Here is a 22,458-nt window from a genome sequence, read left to right on the forward strand (position 1 = left end):
CGAGCAACTGCGCAAGTAGTCGGCCGAAGAGCAACTCGCGCACGGGAGAGCACGACATGACGATCTACGCCGATCTGTGCGCGTACCAGCGCACGTCCGCCACGCTGGGCTCCGTGGCGGCCCTGCTCGGGTGGGACCAGGAGACCTACATGCCGCCCGGCGGCGGGCCGGCCCGGGCCGAGCAGCAGGCCATGCTCGCGGGGCTGATGCACCAGCGGTCGACGGCGGGCGAACTCGGCGATCTGATTGCGGCGTGCGAGAACGGCGCCGCCTCGGTCCTCGACGACACCCAGCGGGCCAGCGTCCGCGAGATGCGGCGGGACTACGACCGCGCGACCAAGCTGCCCCAGGATCTCGTCGAGGAACTGGCCCGCACGGGCAGCCAGGCGCAGGACGTCTGGAAGGACGCCCGCAAGGCCAGCGACTTCGCGACCTTCGCGCCCTGGCTGGAGAAGATGGTCGACCTGTCGCGGCAGAAGGCCGACTGCTATGGCTTCGAGGCCGGCGGCGAGCGGTACGACGCGCTGCTCGACGAGTACGAGCCCGGAGCCACCGCCGACCAGATCGAGGCCGTGTTCACCCCGCTGGGCGAGCAACTGAGTGCGCTCGTCAAGGAACTGACCACCAGCGGCGCCGCGCCAAGCGACGCGCCGATCCGGATCCACGCGCCCGAGAGCGGCCAGCACGAGCTCGGTCTCTACGTGCTCGATCGGCTCGGCTTCGACCTCGAGACCGGGCGGCTGGACACCACTACGCACCCGTTCTGCTCCGGGCTCGCGCCGGGCGACACGCGGCTGACGACGCGGTACGACGAGGCGTTCTTCCCCAGCGCCCTCTACGGCACCATCCACGAGGGCGGGCACGGCATCTACGAGCAGGGCCTGCCCAAGCGGAGGACCCATGACCACACGGGCGGTGAGGTGCCGCTCTTCGGCACGCCTCTGGCCGACTCGATCTCGCTGGGCATCCACGAGAGCCAGAGCCGCATGTGGGAGAACTTCGTGGGCCGCAGCCGCCCGTTCTGGGAGTGGCTGCATCCGACCGCCCGCGAGCACCTGCCGGAGCTGGGCGGGCACTCCATCGACGCCGTGTTCGCCGCGTGCAACATCGTTGAGCCGAGCTTCATCCGCGTAGAGGCCGACGAGGGCACGTACAACCTGCACGTGATGCTCCGCTTCGAGATCGAGCGGGCGCTCATCGCCGGCGATCTGACGGTGGCCGACCTGCCGGGCGCGTGGAACGAGAAGGTGCGGCAGTTCCTTGGGCTCACCGTGACCGACGACGCGCACGGCTGCCTGCAGGACGTGCACTGGAGCTTCGGCCTGTTCGGCTACTTTCCGACGTACACGCTGGGCAATCTCTACGCCGCCCAGTTCTGGCGGACGATCAACGCCGCGATCTCCGGCCTCGACGACCAGATGGCCCGCGGCGAGTTCGGCCCGCTCAGGGCCTGGCTCAACGAGAACATCCACGCCCACGGCCGCCGGTACGGGGCGGCCGAGCTGTGCGAGCGGGTCACGGGCCGGCCGCTCGAGTCCGAGCCACTGCTGGACTACCTGGGCGGCAAGCTGCGACCCGTCTACGGGCTCTAGCGGCGATCACATTCCGTCCGAGCCGCATGCGTGAGCACGCGGCTCGGACGGAGGCCTGATGGCACGCCTCAGTAGACCCCTACCACCTTGAGCACGACGGCGGCCACGAGCGCCAGTCCGCACGCGATGAGCACGAGCTGGCCGATGTTGGCGGCCTCGTGGTCGTCTAGCGGGTTCATGTCGTGGGACACCAGGCCGGCGGCCACGTGGATCACCACCTCGACGACGCGTCCGGTGGCCAGGCTGCCGGGGAGGTGCCGCATGCGTTGCTCCGGCCTTACGGGATCACGCCCAGGATGAACAGGATCAGCAGGATGTCGAGCAGGAACCAGGCGAACTCGAAGGCGGCACGCCCGGTCTTGCGAGGCGTGTAGGTGAGGGCCTCGTAGGTCGCCCACAGGTTGCGCACTGCGGCAACGCCGAGCACGACCACGATGATCCACCAGATCCAGTGCATCGCCGAGGGTATTCCGGAAACCGGGGCCGGCGATTCAGCAACGACGCAATCAGCCGCTCCGCTTGCGAGCGACGAGCACGCCCTCGCGGATGGGCAGGCAGCAGGCCTCGTAGCGCTCGTCGACGGCTACCAGCCGGTTGACCGCGTCGGCGGCGTCCCGGCTGTCGCTGCTGCCCGGCTCGTCGTCGATCCACCAGCTGCTGCCGCCACCCAGCATGTTGTCGGCGACGAGCAGCCCACCGGGCCGGAGCATAGCGGTCGCGTGGGGCAGGTAGTCTGGGTATTCGCTCTTGATGGCGTCCAAGAAGACGATGTCCACGCCCGCGGGGTGCTCGGCGGCGAGCCGCTCGAGTTCGGGCGTGCCGTAGCCGCGGATGATCTCGACGCGATCGCCCACGCCGGCGTCGTCGAAGGCCCGCTCCGCGAAGTCGGCGTGTGCGGCCTCGGGCTCGATGGTCAGCAGCCGGCCGCCCTCGGCGAGCCCCCGCGCCAGCCAGATGCCGGAGTAGCCCGCCAGCGTGCCCACCTCGACGATGAGCCTCGCATCGACGAGCCGTCCCAGCAGCAGCAGCAACCGGCCGACCGAGGCCGAGATCGCGATGTCGGGCAGCCCCGCCGCGACCGCCCTGGGCATCAGGCCGGCCATGAACTCGTCGGGCTGATTCGGGGGATGGCCGAAGACCCCGTCGAGGTAGTCGCAGGTGTGCCGCCAGCGGTCGGGGGTCATGTGCACCATGCGCGACGGTAGCCCCGCATCGCGTTCGGCCGGGGGCGGACCCGCGAACCACTCGGGCTACGCTGCGGCATGAGCGACGCCTTCGCCACCATCCCCGAGGTCCTCGACGAGCTGCGTGCCGGCCGCATGGTCATCCTCACCGACGACGAGGACCGCGAGAATGAGGGCGACCTGGTGCTGCCGGTGCAGTTCGTCACGCCCGAGGCGATCTCGTTCATGCTCCGCGAGGCCGCGGGCTACCTGTTCGTCAGCCTGACCGAGGCCGACTGCGACCGCTTGGACCTGCACCCCCAGACCGCCCGCAACACCTCGGTGCGGGGCACGCCGCTGATGGTCTCGATCGACGGGCACCCCAAGCACGGCTTCACCACCGGCGTGAGCGCGCCCGAGCGGGCCAAGACCATCCTGATGACCATCGATCCCTCGACGGGGCCGGGCGACTTCGTCCGCCCCGGACACATCAACCCGCTACGAGCCCGCGACGGCGGCGTGCTGGTCCGCATCGGGCAGACCGAGGGCTCGGTCGATTTGTGCCGCCTCGCGGGGCTCTACCCCGCGGCCCTGGGCATCGAGATCATGCGGCCCGACGGCGAGATGGCCCGCGTGCCGGACCTCGTCGAGTTTGGCCGCCGCCACGGCCTGAAGATGTGCTCGGTCCGCCAGATCATCGAGCATCGCCTGGCGGGCGAGACGCTCGTCCAGCGACTCGACCCGGCGTGCGGCACGCCCATCGAGACCGAGTGCGGGCCCTTCACGCTGCTGGCCTTCCGCTCGGTGGTCGATCCGCTGCCGCACCTGGCGCTCACCGTTGGCGGCGTGGGGGACCTTGCGCCCAGCGGCACCGTCGTCGTGAGCGACGAGCCCACGCTCGTCCGCATGCACCGCCGGGACCTGCTAGGCGACATCTTCCTGGCCCGGGACGGCGGCGCCGACGCAACGGGCCAGGCCCTCCACCGCGCCATGCGGCGGATCCAGGACGAGGGCCGCGGCGCGGTGGTCTACCTCCGGCCCAGCGGCGTGGGTGACGCCCTGGGCCAGCGGCTGACCAGGCCCTTCGACGCAAGCGAGGCCGATACGCCCCGGCAGTCGATCTCGCCCTCGATGCTCGAGTACGGCGTGGGCAGCCAGATCCTGCGGGCCCTGGGCGTCCGCCGGCTGCGGCTGCTGAGCAACTCCGATGTGGGCTACCCGCAGCTGGAGGCCTTCGGGCTGTCGATTCACGAGCGGCTGGCGTTCTAGCAATACCTATTGCAAACCAAACATACATCGACTAGGGTGGCCCGCGATGCGACACGGGTTCCCATGGATCGGCCGAGGGAATCGCGGGCTACGATAAATGGGTCACATATTGGTTACCCTTTTGTGCCCCGCTGCACCCGTTGCGCCCCGACCGGCCGCGCGTAGCGCCGGCGGGCACCTCCCCCAACGCACCCCGCAATCGGAGAGAAACCATGCGAGTCACGACTTCCGCGATCTGTGCCACCGTTGGCATCGCCGCCGGCCTGAGCTTCGCCGCGGGCCTGCTGCTGGGCGGCGCGTCCGGCTCGACCGCCCCGGTCGCCCAGGAGGGCCAGCCCCAGGACATGGACGCGATGATGGAGGCCTGGATGCAGGCCGCCGCCCCCGACGACCACCACAAGAAGATGCACTACTACCTGGGCACCTGGAAGACCGAGGTCAAGTCGCTCATGCCGGGCGGCGAGGCCTGGACCAGCGCCGGCACCGCCAACTTCAGCATGATCATGGGTGGCCGCTTCCTCAAGCAGGACTACCGCGGCGACTTCATGGGCATGGAGATGCAGGGCATGGGCCTGCAGGGCTACAACAAGGTCAACCAGAGGTGGGAGAGCCTCTGGACCGACAACATGACCACCGCGCTGCACTACAGCACCGGCGAGACCACCGACAAGGGCTGGGCCTACCACGGCACCGAGACCGACCCGATGACCGGCGAAACGCTCAAGGTCAAGGACGAGCTGGTCAAGCACGGGGCCGACCACTTCACCTTCACCCGCTACTACCCCAACCCCGAGGCCGAGGGTGAGATGATGCCGGGCTTCAAGATCGACTACACACGGCAGGCGGCAGGCCGGGACGCCGGCAATAGCGGCAATAACGGCGGCAACGCCATGGGCGGCAACCGGGGCCGCTAGCCCAAGCCTCCGCTCGCGCTAGCCGTCGAGGCCGGCGAAGGCCGGCAGCTCGCCCACGAGCGGCCGGATGTAGTCCATGAACGCGTCCGACACGTTGGCGTGCCCGTCGAGAAACTCGGCGGGCAGGTGGCGTGTCTGCGCGGCCACCGCGGCCAGCGACTGGCTGCCCATCGCACTCGCGTAGGTGGCGCTCGGCCGCCGCTCGATGGTGACCGACAGCCCGTGCTTTCCATCGGCGGCGAGGTCGGCGGCGGACTCCCCCACCCGGCGGGCCTCGTCGGCGTCCACGGGCGAGGGATCCGGGAAGCACCGCTGGAGGTAGCCGAAGGTGTCGGCCCGCACCCGGGGGGGCTTGCCGCCCTGGGGCGCGAGCCGGGCCTTGAGCAGGTCGGCAAGCTGGTCGCCCAGCGCGCCCGAGCCCGAGAGCTGGACGTTGCCGTGGGCGTCCTTCTCGCCGCCGACGAGTGCGGCGCCGATCGCCGTGCCCTCCTTGTCCTGGATGCCCTCGCTGACGGCGATCTGGCATCGGCCGTACTCGTCGAAGATGCGTGCCACGTCGTCGACGAAGCGATCGGTCTCGAAGGGCACCTCGGGCACGTACACGAGGTGCGGGCCCGCGCCCTCCCGCCACCGAGCGGCGGCGGCCGCCGCCGTCAGGAAGCCGGCGTGGCGACCCATGACCACGTTGATCTTGATGCCCGGCAGCGAGGCGTTGTCCATGCCGTCGGCCATGTGCGCCATCGCGACGTACCGCGCCGCGGACGGGAAGCCCGGCGTGTGGTCGTTGCCGGGCAGGTCGTTGTCGACCGTCTTGGGCACGTGGTAGCACCACAGCTCGTAGCCGGCCTGCTGGGCGCGTTCGTGGACGATGCGGCAGGTGTCGGCGCTGTCGTTGCCCCCGATGTAGAAGAAGTAGCGGACGCCGTGCTGCTCGCAAGCGCGGAAGATCCGCTCGCAGTACGCATCGTCGGGCTTGTCCCGCGTGGAGCCCAGCGCCGCCGAGGGCGTGGCGGCCACGCGATCGAGCACGTCGTCGGTGGTCCCGGTCAGGTCGACGAAGGAGCCCTCGGTCAGCCCCCGGACGCCGTGCCGCATGCCCAGCACGCGATCGACGGCGCCGGCGTCGGCGAGCGTCCGACGCAGCCCGCGGACGACGCCGACGAGCGACTGGTTAATGACGGCGGTGGGCCCGCCGGATTGCCCGATAACCGCAGCGCCCCTGGGCAGATCGGCCATGGATTCCCCTCCCTCGTGGATGCGGCGTGACGCCGAAAGCGGATTGTTGCCGCTTCTCGGACTCAAGACCGCGGGCCATCGGGGCGAAGGAGTTCCCAGACCCCCACCCCTCCCGCTATGCTGCGCGGACCGAGGAGAGGCCACGCCATGCCCAGATTCCGCCACGCGTCCCGCGTGCTGCTCGCCGGGCTGCTGCTATCCGCCGCACCAGCAGCGGCGCAGTCGACCAGCGATTCGCCGCTCGCCGATCGCCCCAACGGCCCCCGCCGCAGCGAGCCGGCCCGGACGGCGCTGGTCGGCGGGACGATCCACGCCGGCCCCGACGCCGAGCCCTTCGTGGGCACGCTGGTGTTCGCGGGCGGCCGCATCGTGAGCATCACGCAGGGCGAGGCCGCGACCCTGGCGGGCACCCTGGTGCATGACGCCTCGGGGCTGCATTTGTATCCGGCCTTCATCGAGCCGTTCTACGAGATCGACGTCGACGCGCCCGCGCCACCCGGCTCTCCCGGTGCGCACTGGAGCGCGAAGGTCACCCCCCGCCGCAACGCGCTCGACGCCGAGTGGCCGGGCGAGTCGACGCGGGGCGAGCTCCGGAACCTCGGCTTCGCGGTCGCCGGGCTGTCGCCGGACGGCGGCATCTTCCGCGGCTGGACGGGCGCGATCTCGCTGGCCGAGCCCAGCGACGACATGAGCAAGGAACGACCGACGATCCTGGCGGAGAGGGTCTCGCAGGTCGTCGCGTTCGAGTCGAGCGGCTGGGGCACCCGAGCATATCCGACGTCGCAGGTCGGCGCCGTTGCGCTGGTCCGCCAGACGCTGCTCGACGCCGAGTGGCAGACCCGCCAGGGCGGCGGCGTCGCGAATGCGCTGACGCCCATCGGCGACCGCGATACGCCCATGTGGTTCGATACGCCTGGCGAGCTCGAGGCCATCCGCGCCGCCAAGATGGCCCGCGAGTTCGGCCGCCACGCGGTCATCGTCGGCAGCGGCCAGGAGTACCAGCGGCTCGACGCGTTGATCCAGGAATCGGCCGACGCCCGGAGCGGTCTTCGGTTCGTCCTGCCGCTGAATTTCCCCGAGGCACCGCGGGTCACGAGCGTGGCCCAGGCCGAGAGCATCGACCTGGGCACGCTGATGGCCTGGGAGCAGGCGCCGACAAATCCGCGGCGCGTGGTCGAGGCCGGACTCGGCGTCGCGTTGACCTCCAGCAAGCTCTCCAAGCGGAGCGACTTCCACAAGAACCTGCGGCGGGCCATCGAGCACGGCCTAGCCGAGGAGCGGGCGCTCGCAGCGCTGACCACCGAGCCCGCGCGGCTGCTGGGCATCACCCGGCACGCCGGCACCATCGAGGCCGGCAAGCTGGCGAACGTTATCGTCGCGACCGGGCCGATCTTCGACGCTAAGAGCCAGATCCGCGACCTGTGGATCGAGGGGCGGCGGCACGAGATCAGTACTCCCAAGCCGCCGAGCCTCGAGGGCACGTGGGAGCTGACGCTCGCGGATCGCTTCCGCCTCGACGCCACCGTGGACGCCAAGGGCAAGGCGACCATTTCCGACCCGGCAATCGAGGGCGGCGACACCCCCACCGCCAGCGCCACGATCGAGCGCGCGAACGACACGGTCACCTTCGTCTTCGACCACGAACCCTTCGGCATGCCGGGCATCTTCACGCTCACCGGCACGCTCTCGGGCGATGCACTCATCGGCACGGGCGCACGCTCGGACGGCAGGGTCTTCGAGTTCACCGGCGTGCGGCAGCCGCGGGATGCGGACGAGCAGCAAGAGACCACCCGGGTGGACAGCAACGACGCAGATCTGCCACCCGAGGATCTCGGCGGCTACCCCTTCGGCCCCTACGCGATGGCCGAGGTGCCCGCCAGCGAGAGCCTGCTCATTGTCAACGCCACGGTGTGGACCGTGGCCGACCGCGGCATCCTCGAGGACGCCTGGGTGCTGGTCCGCGACGGCACCATCCAGAGCGTCGGCACGGGTGGCTATCCGAAGATCGCCGTCGATCGCACGATCGACGCCGGGGGCCGGCACGTCACGCCGGGCCTGGTCGACGCCCACAGCCACACGGGGACGTGGACGGGCGGCACCAACGAGGCGGGCCAGGCCGTCACGGCCGAGGTCCGCATGGCCGACACCACCGACCCCAACCCGGTGAACTGGTACCGCCAGCTCGCCGGCGGCGTCACCACCGTCAACACGCTGCACGGGTCGGCCAACCCCATCGGCGGGCAGAACGTCATCCAGAAGGTCCGCTGGGGGGCCGTCCACCCCGACGACATGCACCTTGAGGGCGCGATGCCCGGCATCAAGTTCGCGCTGGGCGAGAACGTGAAGCAGAGCAACTGGGGCGATCGCTTCACCACCCGCTACCCGCAGACCCGCATGGGCGTCGAGACGCTCATCCGCGATCGCTTCCATGCCGCCCAGGAGTACGCCGCCAACGGCAACAAGACCGCGAACGGGCGCACGGACACGGAGCTGGAGGCCCTCGCCGAGATCCTCGCGGGCGAGCGGCTCATCCACTGCCACAGCTACCGCCAGGACGAGATCCTGATGCTGTGCCGCGTGGCCGAGGACTTCGGCTTCAAGATCGGGACGTTCCAGCACGGGCTGGAGTGCTACAAGGTGGCCGAGGCCGTCAAGGAGCACGCCATCGGCGCGAGCATCTTCAGCGACTGGTGGGCGTTCAAGGTCGAGGTGCAGGACGCGATTCCCTATGCGGGCCCAATCCTGCACGAGGCCGGCGTCAACGTCAGCTTCAACAGCGACAGCGATGAACTCGCCCGCCGCATGAACGTCGAGGCGGCCAAGGCTGTCAAGTACGGCGGCCTCTCGCCCGAGGAGGCCATCAAGTTCGTAACCATCAACCCGGCGATCCAGCTCGGCATCGGCGATCGCGTCGGCTCGCTCGAGCCCGGCAAGGACGCCGACATCGCGATCTGGAGCGGCGACCCGCTCTCGACCATGAGCCGCTGCGAGCGGGTGTTCATCGACGGTCGCGAGTACTACAGCCTCGAGCGGGACGCCGCGCATCGCTCGCGGATCGCCCGCGAACGCGAGCGGCTCATCCAGAAGCTGATGCGCGAGCAGGCCAAGCTCGGCCCGCCCAGGGACGACGAGCCCGAGGCGGACGATGAGGACGACCGCATCCGCCGCGGCGTCTACGCCTGGTTCCACGGCACGGAGGACCGAACCGGCGCCGGTGCGAGCATGTGCGGCGCGTGCGGCATGCTGCCGGCCGAGTACCTCGAGATGATCCAGCTGGAGGGCCGCTGATGCTCCGCCTGATCGCCACGCTGGCCGTGCTGCTGCTCTCCGCGGCGGCGTTCGCCCAGGACCTGACCCCCCGCGCCGAGGCCCCCGAGGGTTCCGTCGCCATCGTCGGCGCCACCATCCACACCGGCGCGGGCCGGACCATTCGCAGCGGCTACGTGCTGTTCGAGGGCGGCACCATCCGCGACATCGGATCGGGCCGACGACCGTTCGGCGACGACGCCCGCGTGATCGACGCCCGCGGCATGCACGTGTACCCGGGCCTGATCAGCGCGACGTCGCGGCTGGGTCTGACCGAGATCGCCTCGGTCCGGGCGATGCGGGACTTCTCGGAGGTGGGGTTGGTCAAGCCCGAGGTCCGCGCCGTCGTCGCAGTCAACCCCGACTCGACGCTGCTGCCCGTCGCCCGCACCAACGGCATCCTGATCGCCGGCACCGTGCCCAGCGGCGGCGTGGTGCCGGGCCGGATGGGCATCATCCGCCTCGACGGCTGGACCTGGGAGGACATGGCCGTGCGTCAGGACGCCGGGCTCGTGCTCAACTGGCCGAACGTGCGGCCGGCGACATCGGGCCGCCGCGGAAGCGACGCCGAGGCCGCCACCCGCCGCCGGCTCGCCGAGATCGACGCGCTCTTCGACCAGGCCGAGGCCTACCACGCCGCCCGGTCGGCGGACGAGTCGACGCCGGTGGACCTGGTGTACGAGGGCATGCTCGGCGTGCTGCCGTCGGCCGAGGACCAGAGGCCGATCTTCATCAACGCCAGCGACATGGCCCGCATCCAGTCGGCCGTGACGTGGGCGGTGGGCCGCGGCCTGAAGCCCATCATCGTCGGCGGCCGCGATGCGCCCAAGCTCGCCGATCTGCTGACGACGCACGACGTGCCCGTCATCGTCAACGGCACGCACAACTTCCCCAGCCGCAACGATGCGCCGCACGATGAGGCGTTCACGCTGCCCAAGCGGCTGCAGGACGCGGGCATTGCCTGGTGCCTGACGTCCGGCAATTCGGACGAGAACGTCCGCAACCTGCCCTACGAGGCCGCTACCGCGGTGGCCTTCGGCCTGTCGCAGGAGTATGCGATCGCCGCCATTACGCGCTGGCCCGCGGAGATCCTGGGCATCGCCGACGCGTACGGCACGCTGGAACCCGGCAAGAGCGCGACGCTGCTGGTCACCAACGGCTCGCCCCTCGAGATGACGACCACCATCCACCACGCCTTCCTGGATGGCGCCGAGGTCGACCTGTCGAACAAGCAGACCGTGCTGCGGGATCGCTATCGCGAGAAGTACCGCCGTCTCGAACTGATCGAGGTCGACCCCTGATCGCACCGCCGAGGGCATCGCGGCCTAGGGCGCCAGGACGAAGTCGCTGCTGGTCGTCCCGCTGTCGTCGTCGCCGATGACCTGCATGTAGACCACGCGGATGGTGATCCGCCCCGCGAAGCTCGAGAAGGCGGCCTGGGGTCGCTCGCTGGCGGCATCGAGCTCCGCGAGCGCGGGCGGCAGCCACTCGGGCATCGCCGCCTCGGGCACCTCGAGCACGTAGGTCCGCGTGACGTGGTCGTAGAACTGGCCGTTGAGGTCCAGGTCGCTCAGATTAATCTCGGCCCAGGCGAAGGGCTCGATGGCCTCGCCCTCGTACTCGCCGGTCGCGAAGATCTGGACGTTGACCCGGCCCAGCCCCTTGGCGTCGTCGTTCCACGCGTCGAGGAACTGGAAGTGGATGCGCAGGAAGTGCGAGCCGTCGGGGTTCACGCCCGCGCGCGTCAGGTCGTGCACCACCACCCGCACGGGTACGAAGGGGTAGGGTGGCGGCTCGCGGGTCCACAGTTCGCCGCGCCAGTCCCGCGTGCCGTCGTCCGAGCCGCAGCCGGGCGGCACACCAATGGCGAGGGCCGCCAGAACGGGGACCACGGCTCGCGCACGCACTCGTCTCGCAGCCCGCATAGCGTGGCAACCATACCCCCCGCTGCGAACCGCCGCACGCCCGCAAACCGCCCGGAGCACGCCGCCGATGACGACCGCCGCGACGCCAGCCCGAACCACGGCCCCGACCACGGGCGGATCCGCCGACGCGCGATGGTGGATCCACGAGCCGGGCGTCACGTTTCTCAACCATGGCTCCTTCGGCGGCTGCCCCGCGGCGGTGCTCGAGACCCAGGCGGCCTGGCGCGCGCGGCTCGAGGCCGAGCCCGTCCGCTTCTTCGGCGAGGACCTCTTCGGCTTGCTGGATTGGGTCCGCGGCGACGTCGCGGGCTTCCTCGGCTGCGATCCCGGCGGCCTCGTGTTCGTGCCGAACGCGACCACCGGGGTGGCAACGGTGCTGGCGAACCTCGATCTGCGGGCGGGCGACGAGATCCTGCTCACCGACCACGAATACCCCGCGTGCGCCAACAACCTGAGGCACGTGGCGGCGCAGAGCGGCGCGACGCCGGTGGCGGCGACGCTGCCGTTCCCCGATCCGACGCCCGACGCGATCGTCGAGGCCGTCCTCGGCCGCGTCACCGAGCGAACGCGGGCCGCCCTGATAAGCCACATCACCAGCGCGAGCGCGATGGTGCTGCCCGTTGAGCGGCTCGTCCCCGAGCTCGAACGCCGCGGCGTGAGGACGATCGTCGACGGTGCGCACGTACCCGGGCACCTGCCGCTGGATCTCGATGCCCTCGCCCCGAGCTACTACACGGGCAACCTGCACAAGTGGGTGTGCTCGCCCAAGGGGTCGGCCGTGCTGGGGGTTCGGGAGGATCACCGGGACAACTTCCGGCCCATGGTGCTCTCGAACATGGCCGAGCAGCCGCCGGCCGACCGGCCGCGGCTGCACACCGAGTTCGACTACGTCGGCACGCAGGACCCCACGGCGGTCCTCACGGTGCCCGCAGCGCTGCGGATCATGGCCGCGATCGCGCGGAGCGAGCCGCCCCGGCGATCGCCCGCCGCCGAGTTGCCGCCCGATGGCGTTCTGGATGAGGCCTGGTCGACGATCCGCGAGCGCAACCGCGCACTGGCGGTCGAGGGCCGCCGGATCGTCTGCGACGCGCTCGAAGCTGCTCCACCGGTGCCCGACGAGATGACGGCCTGCATCGCGCTCATCGCGCTGCCGCCGCACGACGACGACGCGCGGGCGCGTCTCGAGGCCCGGCCAACCCGATACCACGATGCGCTCCAGGATGCGCTGCTGGCCCGCCACCGGATCCAGGTGCCGGTGCACTCGATCCCGGGCCCCGGCGGCCGCGTGCGGTGCGTGCGGATCTCGGCGCAGCTCTTCAACACCCGGGAGCAGTACGCCGCGCTCGCCGAGGCCCTCCGCGAGGAGCTGCGGCGGGAGCGTGGGGGCGGCTGATGGGCCCGGGCTGGCTCGTTTCGTATACTGTCTACCAGATGCCGGCCGCCGACACACCCACGCCATCCATGTCGCCCAAGCTCGCCGATCTGGTGGGCTATCTGCGTGGATTGAGGGGGCGGGCGGACCTCGAGGTGCTCGAGGACTTACTCTGTCGGCTCGACGTGGCCCGGTGCGACATCGCGCCGTCCTGCCGCTTCGGGGTGCGTGGCTATCGGCGGAACACCATCGCCCGCGGCGAGTGGTTCGAGCTGCTGGCGCTGTGCTGGCGGAGCGGGGATGCCACGCCCATCCACGACCACGAGGGCTCCAGCTGCGCCTTCAAGGTCATCGAGGGCGAGGGCACCGAGATCCAGTACGAGCGGACCGCGTGCGGCCAGGTCTGCCCGACGGGCCGCACGCTGATGCAGCCGGGCTACATCTGCGCCGCCGCCGACGCCGACATCCACCAGGTGGCCAACATGCAGGCCCCGGGCCTGGACCTGATCACGCTGCACGTGTACTCGCCGCCCATCCAGCAGATGAGCACCTACGCCTTCGCGTCGGGCGATGTGCCGGGCGGGCTGCCGGCTGACGTACCGGGTGACGGCTAGCTAGTCGCAGCCCGCATCGAAGGCGTTGCCGAAGGCTAGGAAGTCGAACAGCGTCAGCCGGCCATCGAAGTCGAAGTCGGCCGCCACGCTGCCGGCATCGAACAGGTTGCCGAACTCCAGGAAGTCGAAGAGGGTCAGTTCGCCGTCTCGGTCGACGTCGGCCGGGCACTCGGGGATGAGCAGGAAGGCGTTGCCCAGCACGCCGAAACGGACGCCCGTGCCCACGATCCAGCCCCGCTCGTTGACGTGATCCGCCCGCTGCAGCAGGCCCCAGCCCTGCGCGGCGGCCTCGGGCACGAGATCGTTGAGCTCGAAGAAGGGGCCCCCGGGGCCGCCGGGCATGCAGAACGCCCGGATGCCGTCGAATGGCGGGGTATCGAGATCGGCGTACCAGCCGACGATCTCGCCTCGGTCGTTGATCGATCGCGCGTTGCCCTGCGGTCGCCCGAAGCCCAGCGGCTCGAGCAGGTGGATGGGCTCGTAGCCGCCGCCGTCAGCCCTCCACATCGTGGCGTACTCGGGCTGCGAGATGTCGAACTGGGCCTCGCCCACGATGTCGCCGGCGGCGTTGGCGTCCCACGCACGGCTCGTCACGCCGGTGATGCTCGGGTGGTCGTGCAGGTTGATGACCACGCCGTCGCGCCACGCCCGGGCTCGATCCTGCAGCGAAGTCCGGAACCCGGCGACGAGTCCCCGCTCGGTGATGGCCCAGGGCCGCTCGAGATCGCCCAGGTCGACTAGTGCGCCATCGACATCGAGCAGCCAGCCCTTCGGATCCCGGCCGCCCGTCATGTTCTCCTGCTCGCCGTGGCCGACGATGCGGCCCGTGGCGTTCCGTGCAATGGCCGAGGTCAGATCGAACGCGGGCGGCGAGGACAGCCGATCCGCGATCGGGGATGGCTCGCCCTCATCGTCCCACTCGACCGCGACCGCGTCGATGATGATGAGTGTGATCGAGCCGATCTGCTCGAACGTGATCTCCATCGACGAGCCGAGCAGCTTCCCGTCGTTGCCGACGAATTGGACCTCGCTGGCATTGTCACCCGCGCGGAGCAGCATCGGCCGCTCGACCGAGGCGCCCTCGTCGGACCACAGCAGGCCCACCGGCTTGCCCTCGACCGGCTCGAAGCCGATGCCACCGATCGGTCCGGCATCGCTCGCGAAGGTGGCGTCGACGATGCCGAACTCGGGCGTCACCTCGCCCAGATCGATGATGCGGTAGGTGGGCTGCGACCACGCGATGGACGCCGCCGTCCCGAGAAGGGCGCCGGCCACGAGTGCGATCCTGGCGTGCATGTCGTGCTCCTCTGCTGCCCATCCGCCGGCAGAGTCTACCGGCCGCCGACCTACACGGATGCACCCACCCCATGCCCCGCGTGCCCCGGCAGCGGGAAGGCGCTGCAGAACTCGCGGACCTCGGCGCGCACCGCGGCGGCCTCGCTGGCGACCACCTCGCCCTTCAGGCCCGCCGCCAGCACCCGATCGATCAGGCCGGCGACGCGGGCCATCTCGGCCTCGCCGAAGCCGCGAGTGGTCACGGCGGCCGTGCCCAGGCGGATGCCGCTGGTGACGCGGGGCGGCCTGGGGTCCTGGGGCACGCCGTTCTTGTTGCAGACGATGCCGGCCCGCTCGAGCCACTGCTCGGCATCGGCGCCGGTCAGGTCCTCGTGCTTGGCGCGGAGGTCGACGAGCATCAGGTGGTTGTCGGTGCCGCCGCTGGTGATGCGGTAGCCGTGGCCCTGCAGCGCCGACGCGAGCGCCCTCGCGTTGGCCACCACCTGCGTGGCGTACCGGCGGAAGTCGGGCGTGAGCGCCTCGCCGAAGGCCACCGCCTTGGCCGTCACTACGTGCATCAGGGGGCCGCCCTGCGTGCCGGGGAACACCGCCCGATCGAGCTTCTTGGCCAGGTCGGCGTCGTCGGTCAGGATCAGCCCGCCGCGGGGACCGCGGAGCGTCTTGTGCGTCGTCGTAGTGACCACGTGCGCGTGCGGCAGGGGCGACGGATGCACCCGCCCGGCAACGAGGCCCGCGATGTGCGCGATGTCCGCGACGAGCAAGGCGTCGATCGAGTCGGCGATCTCGCGGAAGCGCTCGAAGTCGATCACCCGCGGATAGGCCGAGTAGCCGCACATCAGCACCTTCGGGCGGTGCTCCTCGCAGATGGCCGCCACGCGGTCGTAGTCGATCTGCTCGAATTGCGGGTGGTCCTCGTCGTAGTGCAGCGGGTAGTGCACCGGGTTGAACCACTTGCCGCTCATGTTGACCTTCAGCCCGTGGCTGAGGTGCCCGCCGTCGGCCAGCACCAGCGATGCGAAGGTATCGCCGGGCTTGAGCAGCGCCAGGAACACCGCAGCGTTCGCCTGCGCGCCCGAGTGCGGCTGTACGTTGGCAAACTGCGCGCCGAACAGGTCCTTGGCGCGATCGATCGCGAGCTGCTCGGCCTCGTCGTGGTGCGCGCAGCCGCCGTAGTAGCGGGCGCCGGGGTAGCCCTCGGCGTACTTGTTGGTCATGCACGACCCGGTGGCGGCCATGACCGCCGGTGAGGCATGGTTCTCGCTGGCGATGAGCTCGATCGTCGTCGCCTGGCGGTCGGCCTCGCGGTCGAGGATCGCCGCGACCTCCGGATCCCGGGCGCGGATGGACTCCAGGCCGTCGTCGTGCACCGTACTCATGGGCAATGCTAGCGCAAGGACCCCCGGTGCCCGTGCGGGTTGCGGGCTAGCCCGTGGTCTCGGGCGGCACGCCCAGCCGCTCGGCGAACAGCGGCGCCTCCTGCGGATCGGGCGGGCTGGCCAGGTCGATGGGCAGGTACACGCCGTTGGCATGGTCGCTGTTGAGCACGACCGCGCACGGCGGCACGAAGCGGGCCCCCTCGGGCACCTTCTCGTGCCCCAGCACGAACATCGTGACCCCCCACCGCTCGACGAGGTCCTCCAGGCTCTCGGCGTCGTAGTGGCGGCCCCACACCATCATGTGGGCCGACCCCTTGAGCGGCTGGTAGTCGTCGTCGGTCAGGTCGCGATCCAGGATGCCTACGTCGAATCGGCCCATCATCGCCGGGCTCGGCACGCTGTGGCTGCACAGGATGCGGCCCCTGGGCGTCTCGCACCGCAGCGCGAGGGGCATGGCCCGCACGAAGGCCTCGATTCCAGCATGCACGCGATCCGCATCGTCGCCGAACATCCGCTCGACGCCGTCGTTGAACGCCTCGACGACGCGGACGCCGTCCTTCACGATGCCCGATCCGACGATCTGCGCCAGCTCGTGGTTGGCCAGCAGCACGTGCACGTGCTCGGGGAAGGCCGCCTTGAGCGCCGCCACCCGGGCCAGCGCCCGGTAGCTGAAGTCGATGCCGCCCACGAGGTTCTCGCCGTGGATCAGCTCGTGCAGCGTCAGGTGACTGCGCTCGTCGGCCGGGGTCTCGGCGGGGTCGCCCGACAGGCCCGCCAGCCGCACCAGTGCCGCGAAGTGCTGCGGGTTGTCGTGCAGGTCGCCCGTGGCGATGAGACGACCCGGGGCCTCGACCACCTCGATCGAGCCCCGCCGGCACGCCGTCGTCCGCGAGGCCTCCGCGGCGCGGTAGAAGACCTCCGCCACGGCATCGGCCGACGCGAGATCCAGGTGCTCGAACGCGAAGGCACGCATCGGGTGCGCCGCGGCGGGCGGCTCAGCTGGCCGCCGACGGGCGGACCTGCCTCTCGGCCTCGGCCCGCACGATGCCCAGGATGAGGTTCAACCGGTCGGCGACGTAGGCCATCGACTCGGGCCGCTTGGCCGGATCCACCTCGACGCACTGCATGATCACGTCGTTGAGCTTGGGGTGGATGCGGGGATTGAGCTCGCTGGCGGGCTTGGGCTTCTCGATCAGGCTGTCGTCCAGCGAATTCACCAGGCTGTTGTTGTCCGCCAGGGCCGTGGGGATCCGCTGCTGCGTGAGGCACGCGTACATGGTGGCGCCCAGGTTGTACACGTCGGTCTTGGGCGTGATCGCCCGGCGATGCACCTGCTCGGGGGCGATGAAGTCCGGCGTGCCCTGGATGCGGGGCTTGACCGTGCCGGTCGCGCACGACTGGCCGAGGTCGATGATCTTGGCGGTGCCATCGGGCTCGATGACGACGTTGTTGGGCTTCATGTCGGCGTGCACGAAGCCCCGCTCGTGCATGTGCGCCAGGGCCTGGGCCGTCTGGAAGAAGGCCGAGATCGCCTCCTCGAAGGTCTTGGGCGGCTTGGCCTCCATCGACACGCCGTCAACCAGGTCCATCACCAGGAACAGTTCCTTGGTCTGCAGGAGTTGCTTCTTCTTGATCATCCGCCGGATCTTGCGGATGTTGGGATGGTCCAGCTTCGTCGAAACCTTGAACTCGTACTCGGCCTGCTCCAGGAAGCGCTGGTCCTTGGCGTCCTCCCGCTTGACGTGCTTGAGCGCGCAGATCTGCTTGCTACGCTCGTCCTGCGCAAGATAGATGATCGACGCCGCCCCGCGACCGAGTTCGTCGAGCACGCGGTGCCCTTCGATGACATCTCCCTTGCGAAGCGGCTGCACCGTGCGTCCTTCTCCCTGCTGCCGAGCGCCGCCCGGACGGCTCCCCGTGCGATCCGGCATCCCGGGCGGCGGCCGGCGACGCGGCGCTCGCCCGGTCGCGGGGCTCCGCCCGACCAAGCAAGTACGGTAGCCGGTCTATCGGCCGATGCGGTCCGTCCATCGCGGCGAAACCCGCGGCCCACGCCGGCCGAAACCGGCAGATCGTCCTCCCCGCGGAGCATGAACGCGAATGCACCCAGCGCGAATGCACACGCGCCCGGAGGTCCCGAGGCTCCGTCTATGTGTTCGACGCGTCGGCTGCCCGGTTTCACGCCGCGGCGGCGGGCCGCGGGCATGCGACGGCGCCGCTTAGCGAGCCGGGATGCCCGACTCGGCAAGGCGCTGGTAGAAACCCTCGCGCGGGAAGAAGCGGCCCGGGCTGGAGACCTCGGCCAGATCTTCATGCAATTGGATTCTCGACATCGGAATATCGAGCTCCCGGGCGAGGGCCGACACGGCAACCACGAGCCGATCCATCTGGCGGCGGCCGAAGGGCTCGAGCCGTCCGTCACCGACGAGGCAGATGCCGATCGAGTCGCGATTGAGCTCGAGCGAGCGTGGGCCGGCGACGTGGGCGCCGGGCTGTTGCTTCTGCCAGCGAGACCCAACGTGCAGCTCGCCGTCGGCCATGCCGCGGCCGTTGCCGATGATGAAGTGGTAGCCGAGCCCCGCGAGGCCCTGGGCCTCGTGCTGGCGGGCGATCTGGGCGGCGTCGCCGTGGCGGCCCTGGCTGTGGTGGATCACGATCCGCGTCCACCGCGAGCGGTCGAGGCCCTCGGGCGGCGCGGTGATCGTCTCGAGCGGCACGCTCGCGTTGGCGGCGGCCATCGGGATGATGCGGCCTCCCACTGCCGGCGCCCGCTGGCCGTCGATGGCCAGCAGCACCATCGCCATCAGCAGCATCGAGCACGCGAACGAGCCGACGATCAGGCCCTGTCGAGAACCAAACAAGACCCGTGCAAATTCGGGGGCACTGCTCGCGTCCTTGCGGGGGCCTTGGTGCTTCATCCGGTGCTCTGTTCCGTGCGCGTGTGCGGGCTGCGGCCTTGCAACCCGTGGCAGTGATCGGACAACCCCTCCGGCGTGCTTCGCAAAACGTCCGTGGATGTCGCGGCCGCGCCGGTTTGTACCGATCGGCCCGTCCTGCCAAACCTATCGCGGCGCCAATCGCCCTGCAATGTTGGGACGCTGGCGCCCAAACTCGTCCCGTACAAACGCCTCGGCATCCTGGTTTCTTATGCGGTCGTACCGCTGGAAGGGCGAACGGATCTGGCTGCCGCTCACCAGCGGATCCCGGCAGCCGGCGACCGCGGCCGACGCAACGACCACCGCCACGCCCGCGCAGAGTCGGAGTATGCAGCGGCGTGCCGGATTGCGGGGCGTCGTCGCCATGCACCAAGAGTGTACCGCCCGTCTTTCGACGGGCGGTACACCGGAGGAGGAGAGAGAGATGCTGCGTGCTCGTTGCTTGTCGCGGCCTCTTGCGAGCCGCACAACGAGCACACATAGCTATACGCTGGGGCCCCGGTTTTGTTCTCGAACGGCCAATATTTCCGCGGTCCGCCGCCCCCGATCGACCAGCTCGCCGGCGTCCCCGACGGCCGCCTCGCCGCGGGCGACGAGTTGCCGCACTCCCTCGCAGAGCGCCGCGCAGACGGCGGTGGCGAGGTTGAGCGAACGCTCACCGGCGAGCATCGGCAGGTGCACGCAGCGGTCCTCATTGCCACGCAGGACGGAGCCGGGCAGGCCGACGGTCTCCCGCCCGAACACGAGGTGGTCGCCGCGGCGTAGCGGAGCCTCGAAGGCCGGCCGGCCGCGGCGTGCGGTGAAGTACCACCGCGTCGGGTTGGGATAGGAGCTCTCGTATGCCGGCCAGTTCGCGTGGACGGAAGGGGCGAGCCGGGGCCAGTAGTCCAGCCCGGCGCGGCGGAGGGCCTTCTCGTCGAGGCTGAATCCCAGCGGCTCCACCAGGTGGAGGGCCGCACCCATCGTCAGACAGGTGCGGCCGATGTTGCCGGTGTTGTTGGGGATCTCGGGCTCGTGCAGCACCACGCCAAAGAACGGATCGGCCGGGGCGGGTGGGTGCTGCATGGCTCGGGGCGGGCGGAGCTCAGTTGCCCGTGCGGGCAAGGAACTCGGCGTCGAGGCGGCGCCGCTCCTGCACGGCCGGATCGACGGCGACCATGCGGTCGAGGGCCGCTCGGAACCGATCGTTGCGCGGGGTGCCCATCCAGCGGAGCGTGCCATCGCTGCTGTAGAGCATCACGATGGGCCAGGGGAAGCGGCGCTGGAGGCGTCGGAGGATCTGCCGCGGCTCGGTCGAGGTCTCGTTGAGCGACGTCGCGAGCCACTCGAACTCCCGGTCGAAGGCCGTCGACTGCTCGAACTGGGTGCCCCGGAGCTGCCGTTCGATCGTGCGCTGGAAGGCCTGCTCCGCCTCGGCGACGCGCTCGGGGTTGCTGCGGTAGTCGCTGGGGTTGACGTCCAGCAGCGGCACGATCGTGCTGACGACGGCGACGTCGCGACCGTAGTCCTTCTGGAGCTGGCCCATGTAGCGGTGCAGCCCGTCGTAGCTGGCCAGTAGCGTGGGCGACCAATAGTGCACCACGATGACGCGGCCCTGGAAGTTGGGCTTCTGGCCGATCCAGTTGACGCTGCCGGCGTTCAGATCGAGCACCGGGCGATTGCGATCGCTCTGGAACCGGCCGCCCGTGTCGCTCTCGTAGTCACGCCAGCGAGCGGGCCAGTCGGCGTCGTCGTAGGCAATCGCGTCGACGCCCGCAATGGTCCAGTCGGGGATCTGGGCGATGTCGCCGCGGCTCACGCTGGCGATCCGCTGGCGATCCCGCATCCGCTGCTCGGCGGCGGACTCGAGCTTGGCCTCGACGCCCGCGGCGTCGTCGAAGCTCTCGTTGACGAGCCTCCGCGTCGCCTCCCGCAGCGCGCTGCGATCGATGTCGGCGTAGCGCAGCTGGCCCGCGCGGTCCACGAGGTAGTAGTCCGGGTCGAGGTCGACCTTGAGTGCCTCGCGGAGCTTCGAGCCCGCGTCGCGGGCGAAGGGAAACTCGATGCCGCGGCGGGCGGCGATGTCGGCGGCTCCCTCGTAGGCCTCGTCGGCGTGCACGCCGATGACGACCAGCCCCTTGCCGCCGTGCTGCTCGGCCATCTGCTGGGCGGCCCGAGCGGCGGGGATGGACGCGCTGTGCCAGCTGGCCCAGGTGACCAGCAGCACGGGCCGGCCCTCGATGTCCTGCGGCCGCACGGGCGTGCCGACCCAGTCGGTCAGCCCCTCGAGCAGGCTGGCATCGAAGCGGCTGAGCTCCATGGCGTTGAGGGCCTCTCGGCGCTCGCCCGCGCCCTCGCGGGTGATGTCGGGCTCGGCCTGGCCGAAGGCCGTTCCGGTAGCGACGCCGAGGCAGGCGATGGTCTGCAGCAATCCGCGCATGAGTTCGTCCCTTCGAGAGATCTCCGTCCGATCCACTAGGATGCCCGAGCGACCCGCCGCCGGCAGAACGCCCGGGCCACGGACACGCCCCACTCTATAGACGTGAGCCGGCGGCGGAAGTTCCCTCGTTCGGGGCCGGTTCGCACACGGCCGCCAGGGCGATGGCCGCCGCCACCGCCACGTTGAGCGAATCGACGCCGGGTGCCATGGGGATGCGAGCCCGATGCCGGCAGGCGGACATCGCCGCCTCGCTCAGCCCCGGACCTTCGGCCCCGACCATCAGGGCCACCCTGGCCGGCGGGCTCCGCAGTTGCAAGTCCGCAATCGGGATGGCATCGGCTTCGGGCGTCAACGCGAGCGTCTCGAAGCCGGCCCCGTCGAGCACCTCCAGGTCGCCCGGCCACTCGTCGGCGGTCGCCGTCGGCACGCGGAGCGCGTGGCCCATGGACACCCGCAGCGCCTTGCGATACAGCGGATCGGCGCAGCCGGGCGCCAGCACGACGCCCCGGCGCGGCGGCCCGAGGGCCGAGAACGACCTGTAGAGCGATCCGATGTTGTCGTGGTTGGACAGGCCCTCGAGCACGAGCAGGGCGTTGCAGGATTCGGCGAGCTCGGCGACCGACGGGCCGGGCGTGCGGCGGCCCAGCGCGAGCACGCCGCGGTGCATGTCGAAGCCCACGATGCGTTCGGCCAGGGGGCGCTCGGCGATGAACACGGGGGTGCCGCCGGGCAATCGCTCGAGTTCGGGCCGCAGCGTCTCGAGCCGCGTCGGCGTGATGAGCACCGACTCAACCGGGTAGGCCGAGGCGAGCAGCTCGCCGGCGACGATCTCTCCCTCGGCGAGGAATCGACCCCCCAGCCCGGTGCCGCCGTTCCGCTGGACGCGGAGCCAGGCGTCCTTCTGGTTGCGGTAGGGCACCAGCCTGGGGTCGTCGAGGTCGTCGACCGGCGTCCAGGCGGGGCCCGTGGTGCTCGCGTCGGGGGTCACGGGTGATTCTGCACGCCGGATCGCCCGATGGCTACCGTCGACGCCCGCTGGT

Annotated in this window: 21 protein-coding genes; 7 read left to right on the forward strand and 14 right to left on the reverse strand. The window is 70.5% G+C overall.

All coding sequences use genetic code 11. The features are described from left to right. The first annotated feature begins 56 nt into the window (after nt 1-56). Nucleotides 57-1,592, forward strand: a complete 1,536-nt coding sequence (locus AAFX79_04835) for a carboxypeptidase M32 (GenBank protein ID MEO1007868.1) — start codon at nt 57-59, stop codon at nt 1,590-1,592. Between the two features lie 68 nt (nt 1,593-1,660). On the opposite strand, the gene AAFX79_04840 is transcribed toward AAFX79_04835, so the two are convergent. From AAFX79_04840 to AAFX79_04850, 3 genes are read right to left on the reverse strand one after another with little or no spacing between them, the layout of a single operon-like run. Continuing rightward, nucleotides 1,661-1,855 (reverse strand): hypothetical protein, encoded by a 195-nt coding sequence (locus AAFX79_04840; GenBank protein MEO1007869.1) that lies wholly within the window; start codon nt 1,853-1,855, stop codon nt 1,661-1,663. A gap of 14 nt (nt 1,856-1,869) precedes the next feature. Continuing rightward, nucleotides 1,870-2,049 carry a hypothetical protein gene (locus AAFX79_04845; protein MEO1007870.1) on the reverse strand — a complete coding sequence of 60 codons (180 nt, stop codon included), beginning with the start codon at nt 2,047-2,049 and terminating at the stop codon, nt 1,870-1,872. A 49-nt stretch (nt 2,050-2,098) separates the two neighbouring features. Continuing rightward, nucleotides 2,099-2,785, reverse strand: coding sequence for a class I SAM-dependent methyltransferase (locus AAFX79_04850; protein ID MEO1007871.1), 687 nt, complete (start codon nt 2,783-2,785; stop codon nt 2,099-2,101). Nucleotides 2,786-2,854: 69 nt separating this feature from the next. On the opposite strand from AAFX79_04850, the gene ribB reads away from it, so the two are divergent. Both ribB and AAFX79_04860 read left to right on the forward strand, forming a co-directional pair. Further along, nucleotides 2,855-4,024 (forward strand): 3,4-dihydroxy-2-butanone-4-phosphate synthase, encoded by a 1,170-nt coding sequence (ribB, locus tag AAFX79_04855; GenBank protein ID MEO1007872.1) that lies wholly within the window; start codon nt 2,855-2,857, stop codon nt 4,022-4,024. Between the two features lie 212 nt (nt 4,025-4,236). Continuing rightward, entirely contained in the window at nt 4,237-4,938 is a 702-nt protein-coding gene (locus tag AAFX79_04860; GenBank protein MEO1007873.1) for a DUF1579 family protein, read from the forward strand. Between the two features lie 18 nt (nt 4,939-4,956). Here AAFX79_04860 and AAFX79_04865 read toward each other — a convergent pair whose 3' ends face one another. Next, a complete protein-coding gene (locus tag AAFX79_04865; protein MEO1007874.1) occupies nt 4,957-6,174 on the reverse strand; it encodes a diphosphate--fructose-6-phosphate 1-phosphotransferase in 1,218 nt (405 codons plus the stop codon). Nucleotides 6,175-6,321: 147 nt separating this feature from the next. Here AAFX79_04865 and AAFX79_04870 point away from each other — a divergent pair, with 147 nt between their 5' ends. Next, a complete protein-coding gene (locus tag AAFX79_04870) occupies nt 6,322-9,462 on the forward strand; it encodes an amidohydrolase family protein (GenBank protein MEO1007875.1) in 3,141 nt (1,046 codons plus the stop codon). Next, nucleotides 9,462-10,781: an imidazolonepropionase gene (locus AAFX79_04875; GenBank protein ID MEO1007876.1), complete on the forward strand. Its 1,320-nt coding sequence runs from the start codon at nt 9,462-9,464 to the stop codon at nt 10,779-10,781. The genes AAFX79_04870 and AAFX79_04875 overlap by 1 nt, the downstream gene beginning before the upstream one ends. 24 nt (nt 10,782-10,805) lie before the next feature. Here AAFX79_04875 and AAFX79_04880 read toward each other — a convergent pair whose 3' ends face one another. Then, the gene (locus tag AAFX79_04880) at nt 10,806-11,372 is read right to left on the reverse strand and encodes a hypothetical protein (protein MEO1007877.1); all 567 of its coding nucleotides are present in this window, start codon (nt 11,370-11,372) and stop codon (nt 10,806-10,808) included. Between the two features lie 100 nt (nt 11,373-11,472). On the opposite strand from AAFX79_04880, the gene AAFX79_04885 reads away from it, so the two are divergent. Further along, nucleotides 11,473-12,798 (forward strand): aminotransferase class V-fold PLP-dependent enzyme, encoded by a 1,326-nt coding sequence (locus tag AAFX79_04885; protein ID MEO1007878.1) that lies wholly within the window; start codon nt 11,473-11,475, stop codon nt 12,796-12,798. 38 nt (nt 12,799-12,836) lie between these two features. After that, nucleotides 12,837-13,391, forward strand: a complete 555-nt coding sequence (locus AAFX79_04890) for a cysteine dioxygenase family protein (protein MEO1007879.1) — start codon at nt 12,837-12,839, stop codon at nt 13,389-13,391. Here AAFX79_04890 and AAFX79_04895 read toward each other — a convergent pair whose 3' ends face one another. The 9 genes from AAFX79_04895 to AAFX79_04935 form a co-directional block, all read right to left on the reverse strand. Continuing rightward, the gene (locus AAFX79_04895; protein ID MEO1007880.1) at nt 13,392-14,687 is read right to left on the reverse strand and encodes a GC-type dockerin domain-anchored protein; all 1,296 of its coding nucleotides are present in this window, start codon (nt 14,685-14,687) and stop codon (nt 13,392-13,394) included. Between the two features lie 50 nt (nt 14,688-14,737). Further along, a complete protein-coding gene (gene glyA / locus AAFX79_04900) occupies nt 14,738-16,063 on the reverse strand; it encodes a serine hydroxymethyltransferase (protein MEO1007881.1) in 1,326 nt (441 codons plus the stop codon). A 46-nt stretch (nt 16,064-16,109) separates the two neighbouring features. Then, entirely contained in the window at nt 16,110-17,036 is a 927-nt protein-coding gene (locus AAFX79_04905; GenBank protein ID MEO1007882.1) for a metallophosphoesterase, read from the reverse strand. Between the two features lie 22 nt (nt 17,037-17,058). Beyond that, the gene (locus AAFX79_04910) at nt 17,059-17,934 is read right to left on the reverse strand and encodes a serine/threonine-protein kinase (protein ID MEO1007883.1); all 876 of its coding nucleotides are present in this window, start codon (nt 17,932-17,934) and stop codon (nt 17,059-17,061) included. Nucleotides 17,935-18,282: 348 nt separating this feature from the next. Continuing rightward, nucleotides 18,283-18,981, reverse strand: a complete 699-nt coding sequence (locus AAFX79_04915) for a peptidoglycan recognition family protein (GenBank protein ID MEO1007884.1) — start codon at nt 18,979-18,981, stop codon at nt 18,283-18,285. Nucleotides 18,982-19,125: 144 nt separating this feature from the next. Continuing rightward, nucleotides 19,126-19,365, reverse strand: a complete 240-nt coding sequence (locus tag AAFX79_04920; protein MEO1007885.1) for a hypothetical protein — start codon at nt 19,363-19,365, stop codon at nt 19,126-19,128. Between the two features lie 117 nt (nt 19,366-19,482). Continuing rightward, nucleotides 19,483-20,064, reverse strand: a complete 582-nt coding sequence (locus AAFX79_04925) for a tRNA (cytidine(34)-2'-O)-methyltransferase (GenBank protein ID MEO1007886.1) — start codon at nt 20,062-20,064, stop codon at nt 19,483-19,485. A 19-nt stretch (nt 20,065-20,083) separates the two neighbouring features. Continuing rightward, nucleotides 20,084-21,418 carry a TlpA disulfide reductase family protein gene (locus tag AAFX79_04930; protein MEO1007887.1) on the reverse strand — a complete coding sequence of 445 codons (1,335 nt, stop codon included), beginning with the start codon at nt 21,416-21,418 and terminating at the stop codon, nt 20,084-20,086. A 94-nt stretch (nt 21,419-21,512) separates the two neighbouring features. Continuing rightward, the gene (locus AAFX79_04935; protein ID MEO1007888.1) at nt 21,513-22,406 is read right to left on the reverse strand and encodes an RNA methyltransferase; all 894 of its coding nucleotides are present in this window, start codon (nt 22,404-22,406) and stop codon (nt 21,513-21,515) included. Nucleotides 22,407-22,458 lie beyond the last annotated feature (52 nt).

This window comes from Planctomycetota bacterium (genome assembly GCA_039819165.1).
In the GTDB taxonomy this organism is placed as follows: domain Bacteria; phylum Planctomycetota; class Phycisphaerae; order Phycisphaerales; family UBA1924; genus JAHCJI01.

Excerpts from the sequence above, each read along its gene's own strand:
- AAFX79_04840 (MEO1007869.1), bottom strand. The coding sequence starts at position 1,855 with ATGCGGCACCTCCCCGGCAGCCTGGCCACCGGACGCGTCGTCGAGGTG.
- AAFX79_04920 (MEO1007885.1), bottom strand. The coding sequence starts at position 19,365 with ATGGCGACGACGCCCCGCAATCCGGCACGCCGCTGCATACTCCGACTC.
- AAFX79_04870 (MEO1007875.1), top strand. The coding sequence starts at position 6,322 with ATGCCCAGATTCCGCCACGCGTCCCGCGTGCTGCTCGCCGGGCTGCTG.
- AAFX79_04930 (MEO1007887.1), bottom strand. The coding sequence starts at position 21,418 with ATGCGCGGATTGCTGCAGACCATCGCCTGCCTCGGCGTCGCTACCGGA.
- AAFX79_04925 (MEO1007886.1), bottom strand. The coding sequence starts at position 20,064 with ATGCAGCACCCACCCGCCCCGGCCGATCCGTTCTTTGGCGTGGTGCTG.
- AAFX79_04875 (MEO1007876.1), top strand. The coding sequence starts at position 9,462 with ATGCTCCGCCTGATCGCCACGCTGGCCGTGCTGCTGCTCTCCGCGGCG.
- glyA (MEO1007881.1), bottom strand. The coding sequence starts at position 16,063 with ATGAGTACGGTGCACGACGACGGCCTGGAGTCCATCCGCGCCCGGGAT.
- AAFX79_04885 (MEO1007878.1), top strand. The coding sequence starts at position 11,473 with ATGACGACCGCCGCGACGCCAGCCCGAACCACGGCCCCGACCACGGGC.
- AAFX79_04890 (MEO1007879.1), top strand. The coding sequence starts at position 12,837 with ATGCCGGCCGCCGACACACCCACGCCATCCATGTCGCCCAAGCTCGCC.
- AAFX79_04905 (MEO1007882.1), bottom strand. The coding sequence starts at position 17,036 with ATGCGTGCCTTCGCGTTCGAGCACCTGGATCTCGCGTCGGCCGATGCC.
- ribB (MEO1007872.1), top strand. The coding sequence starts at position 2,855 with ATGAGCGACGCCTTCGCCACCATCCCCGAGGTCCTCGACGAGCTGCGT.
- AAFX79_04895 (MEO1007880.1), bottom strand. The coding sequence starts at position 14,687 with ATGCACGCCAGGATCGCACTCGTGGCCGGCGCCCTTCTCGGGACGGCG.
- AAFX79_04835 (MEO1007868.1), top strand. The coding sequence starts at position 57 with ATGACGATCTACGCCGATCTGTGCGCGTACCAGCGCACGTCCGCCACG.
- AAFX79_04860 (MEO1007873.1), top strand. The coding sequence starts at position 4,237 with ATGCGAGTCACGACTTCCGCGATCTGTGCCACCGTTGGCATCGCCGCC.
- AAFX79_04915 (MEO1007884.1), bottom strand. The coding sequence starts at position 18,981 with ATGAAGCACCAAGGCCCCCGCAAGGACGCGAGCAGTGCCCCCGAATTT.
- AAFX79_04865 (MEO1007874.1), bottom strand. The coding sequence starts at position 6,174 with ATGGCCGATCTGCCCAGGGGCGCTGCGGTTATCGGGCAATCCGGCGGG.
- AAFX79_04850 (MEO1007871.1), bottom strand. The coding sequence starts at position 2,785 with ATGGTGCACATGACCCCCGACCGCTGGCGGCACACCTGCGACTACCTC.
- AAFX79_04845 (MEO1007870.1), bottom strand. The coding sequence starts at position 2,049 with ATGCACTGGATCTGGTGGATCATCGTGGTCGTGCTCGGCGTTGCCGCA.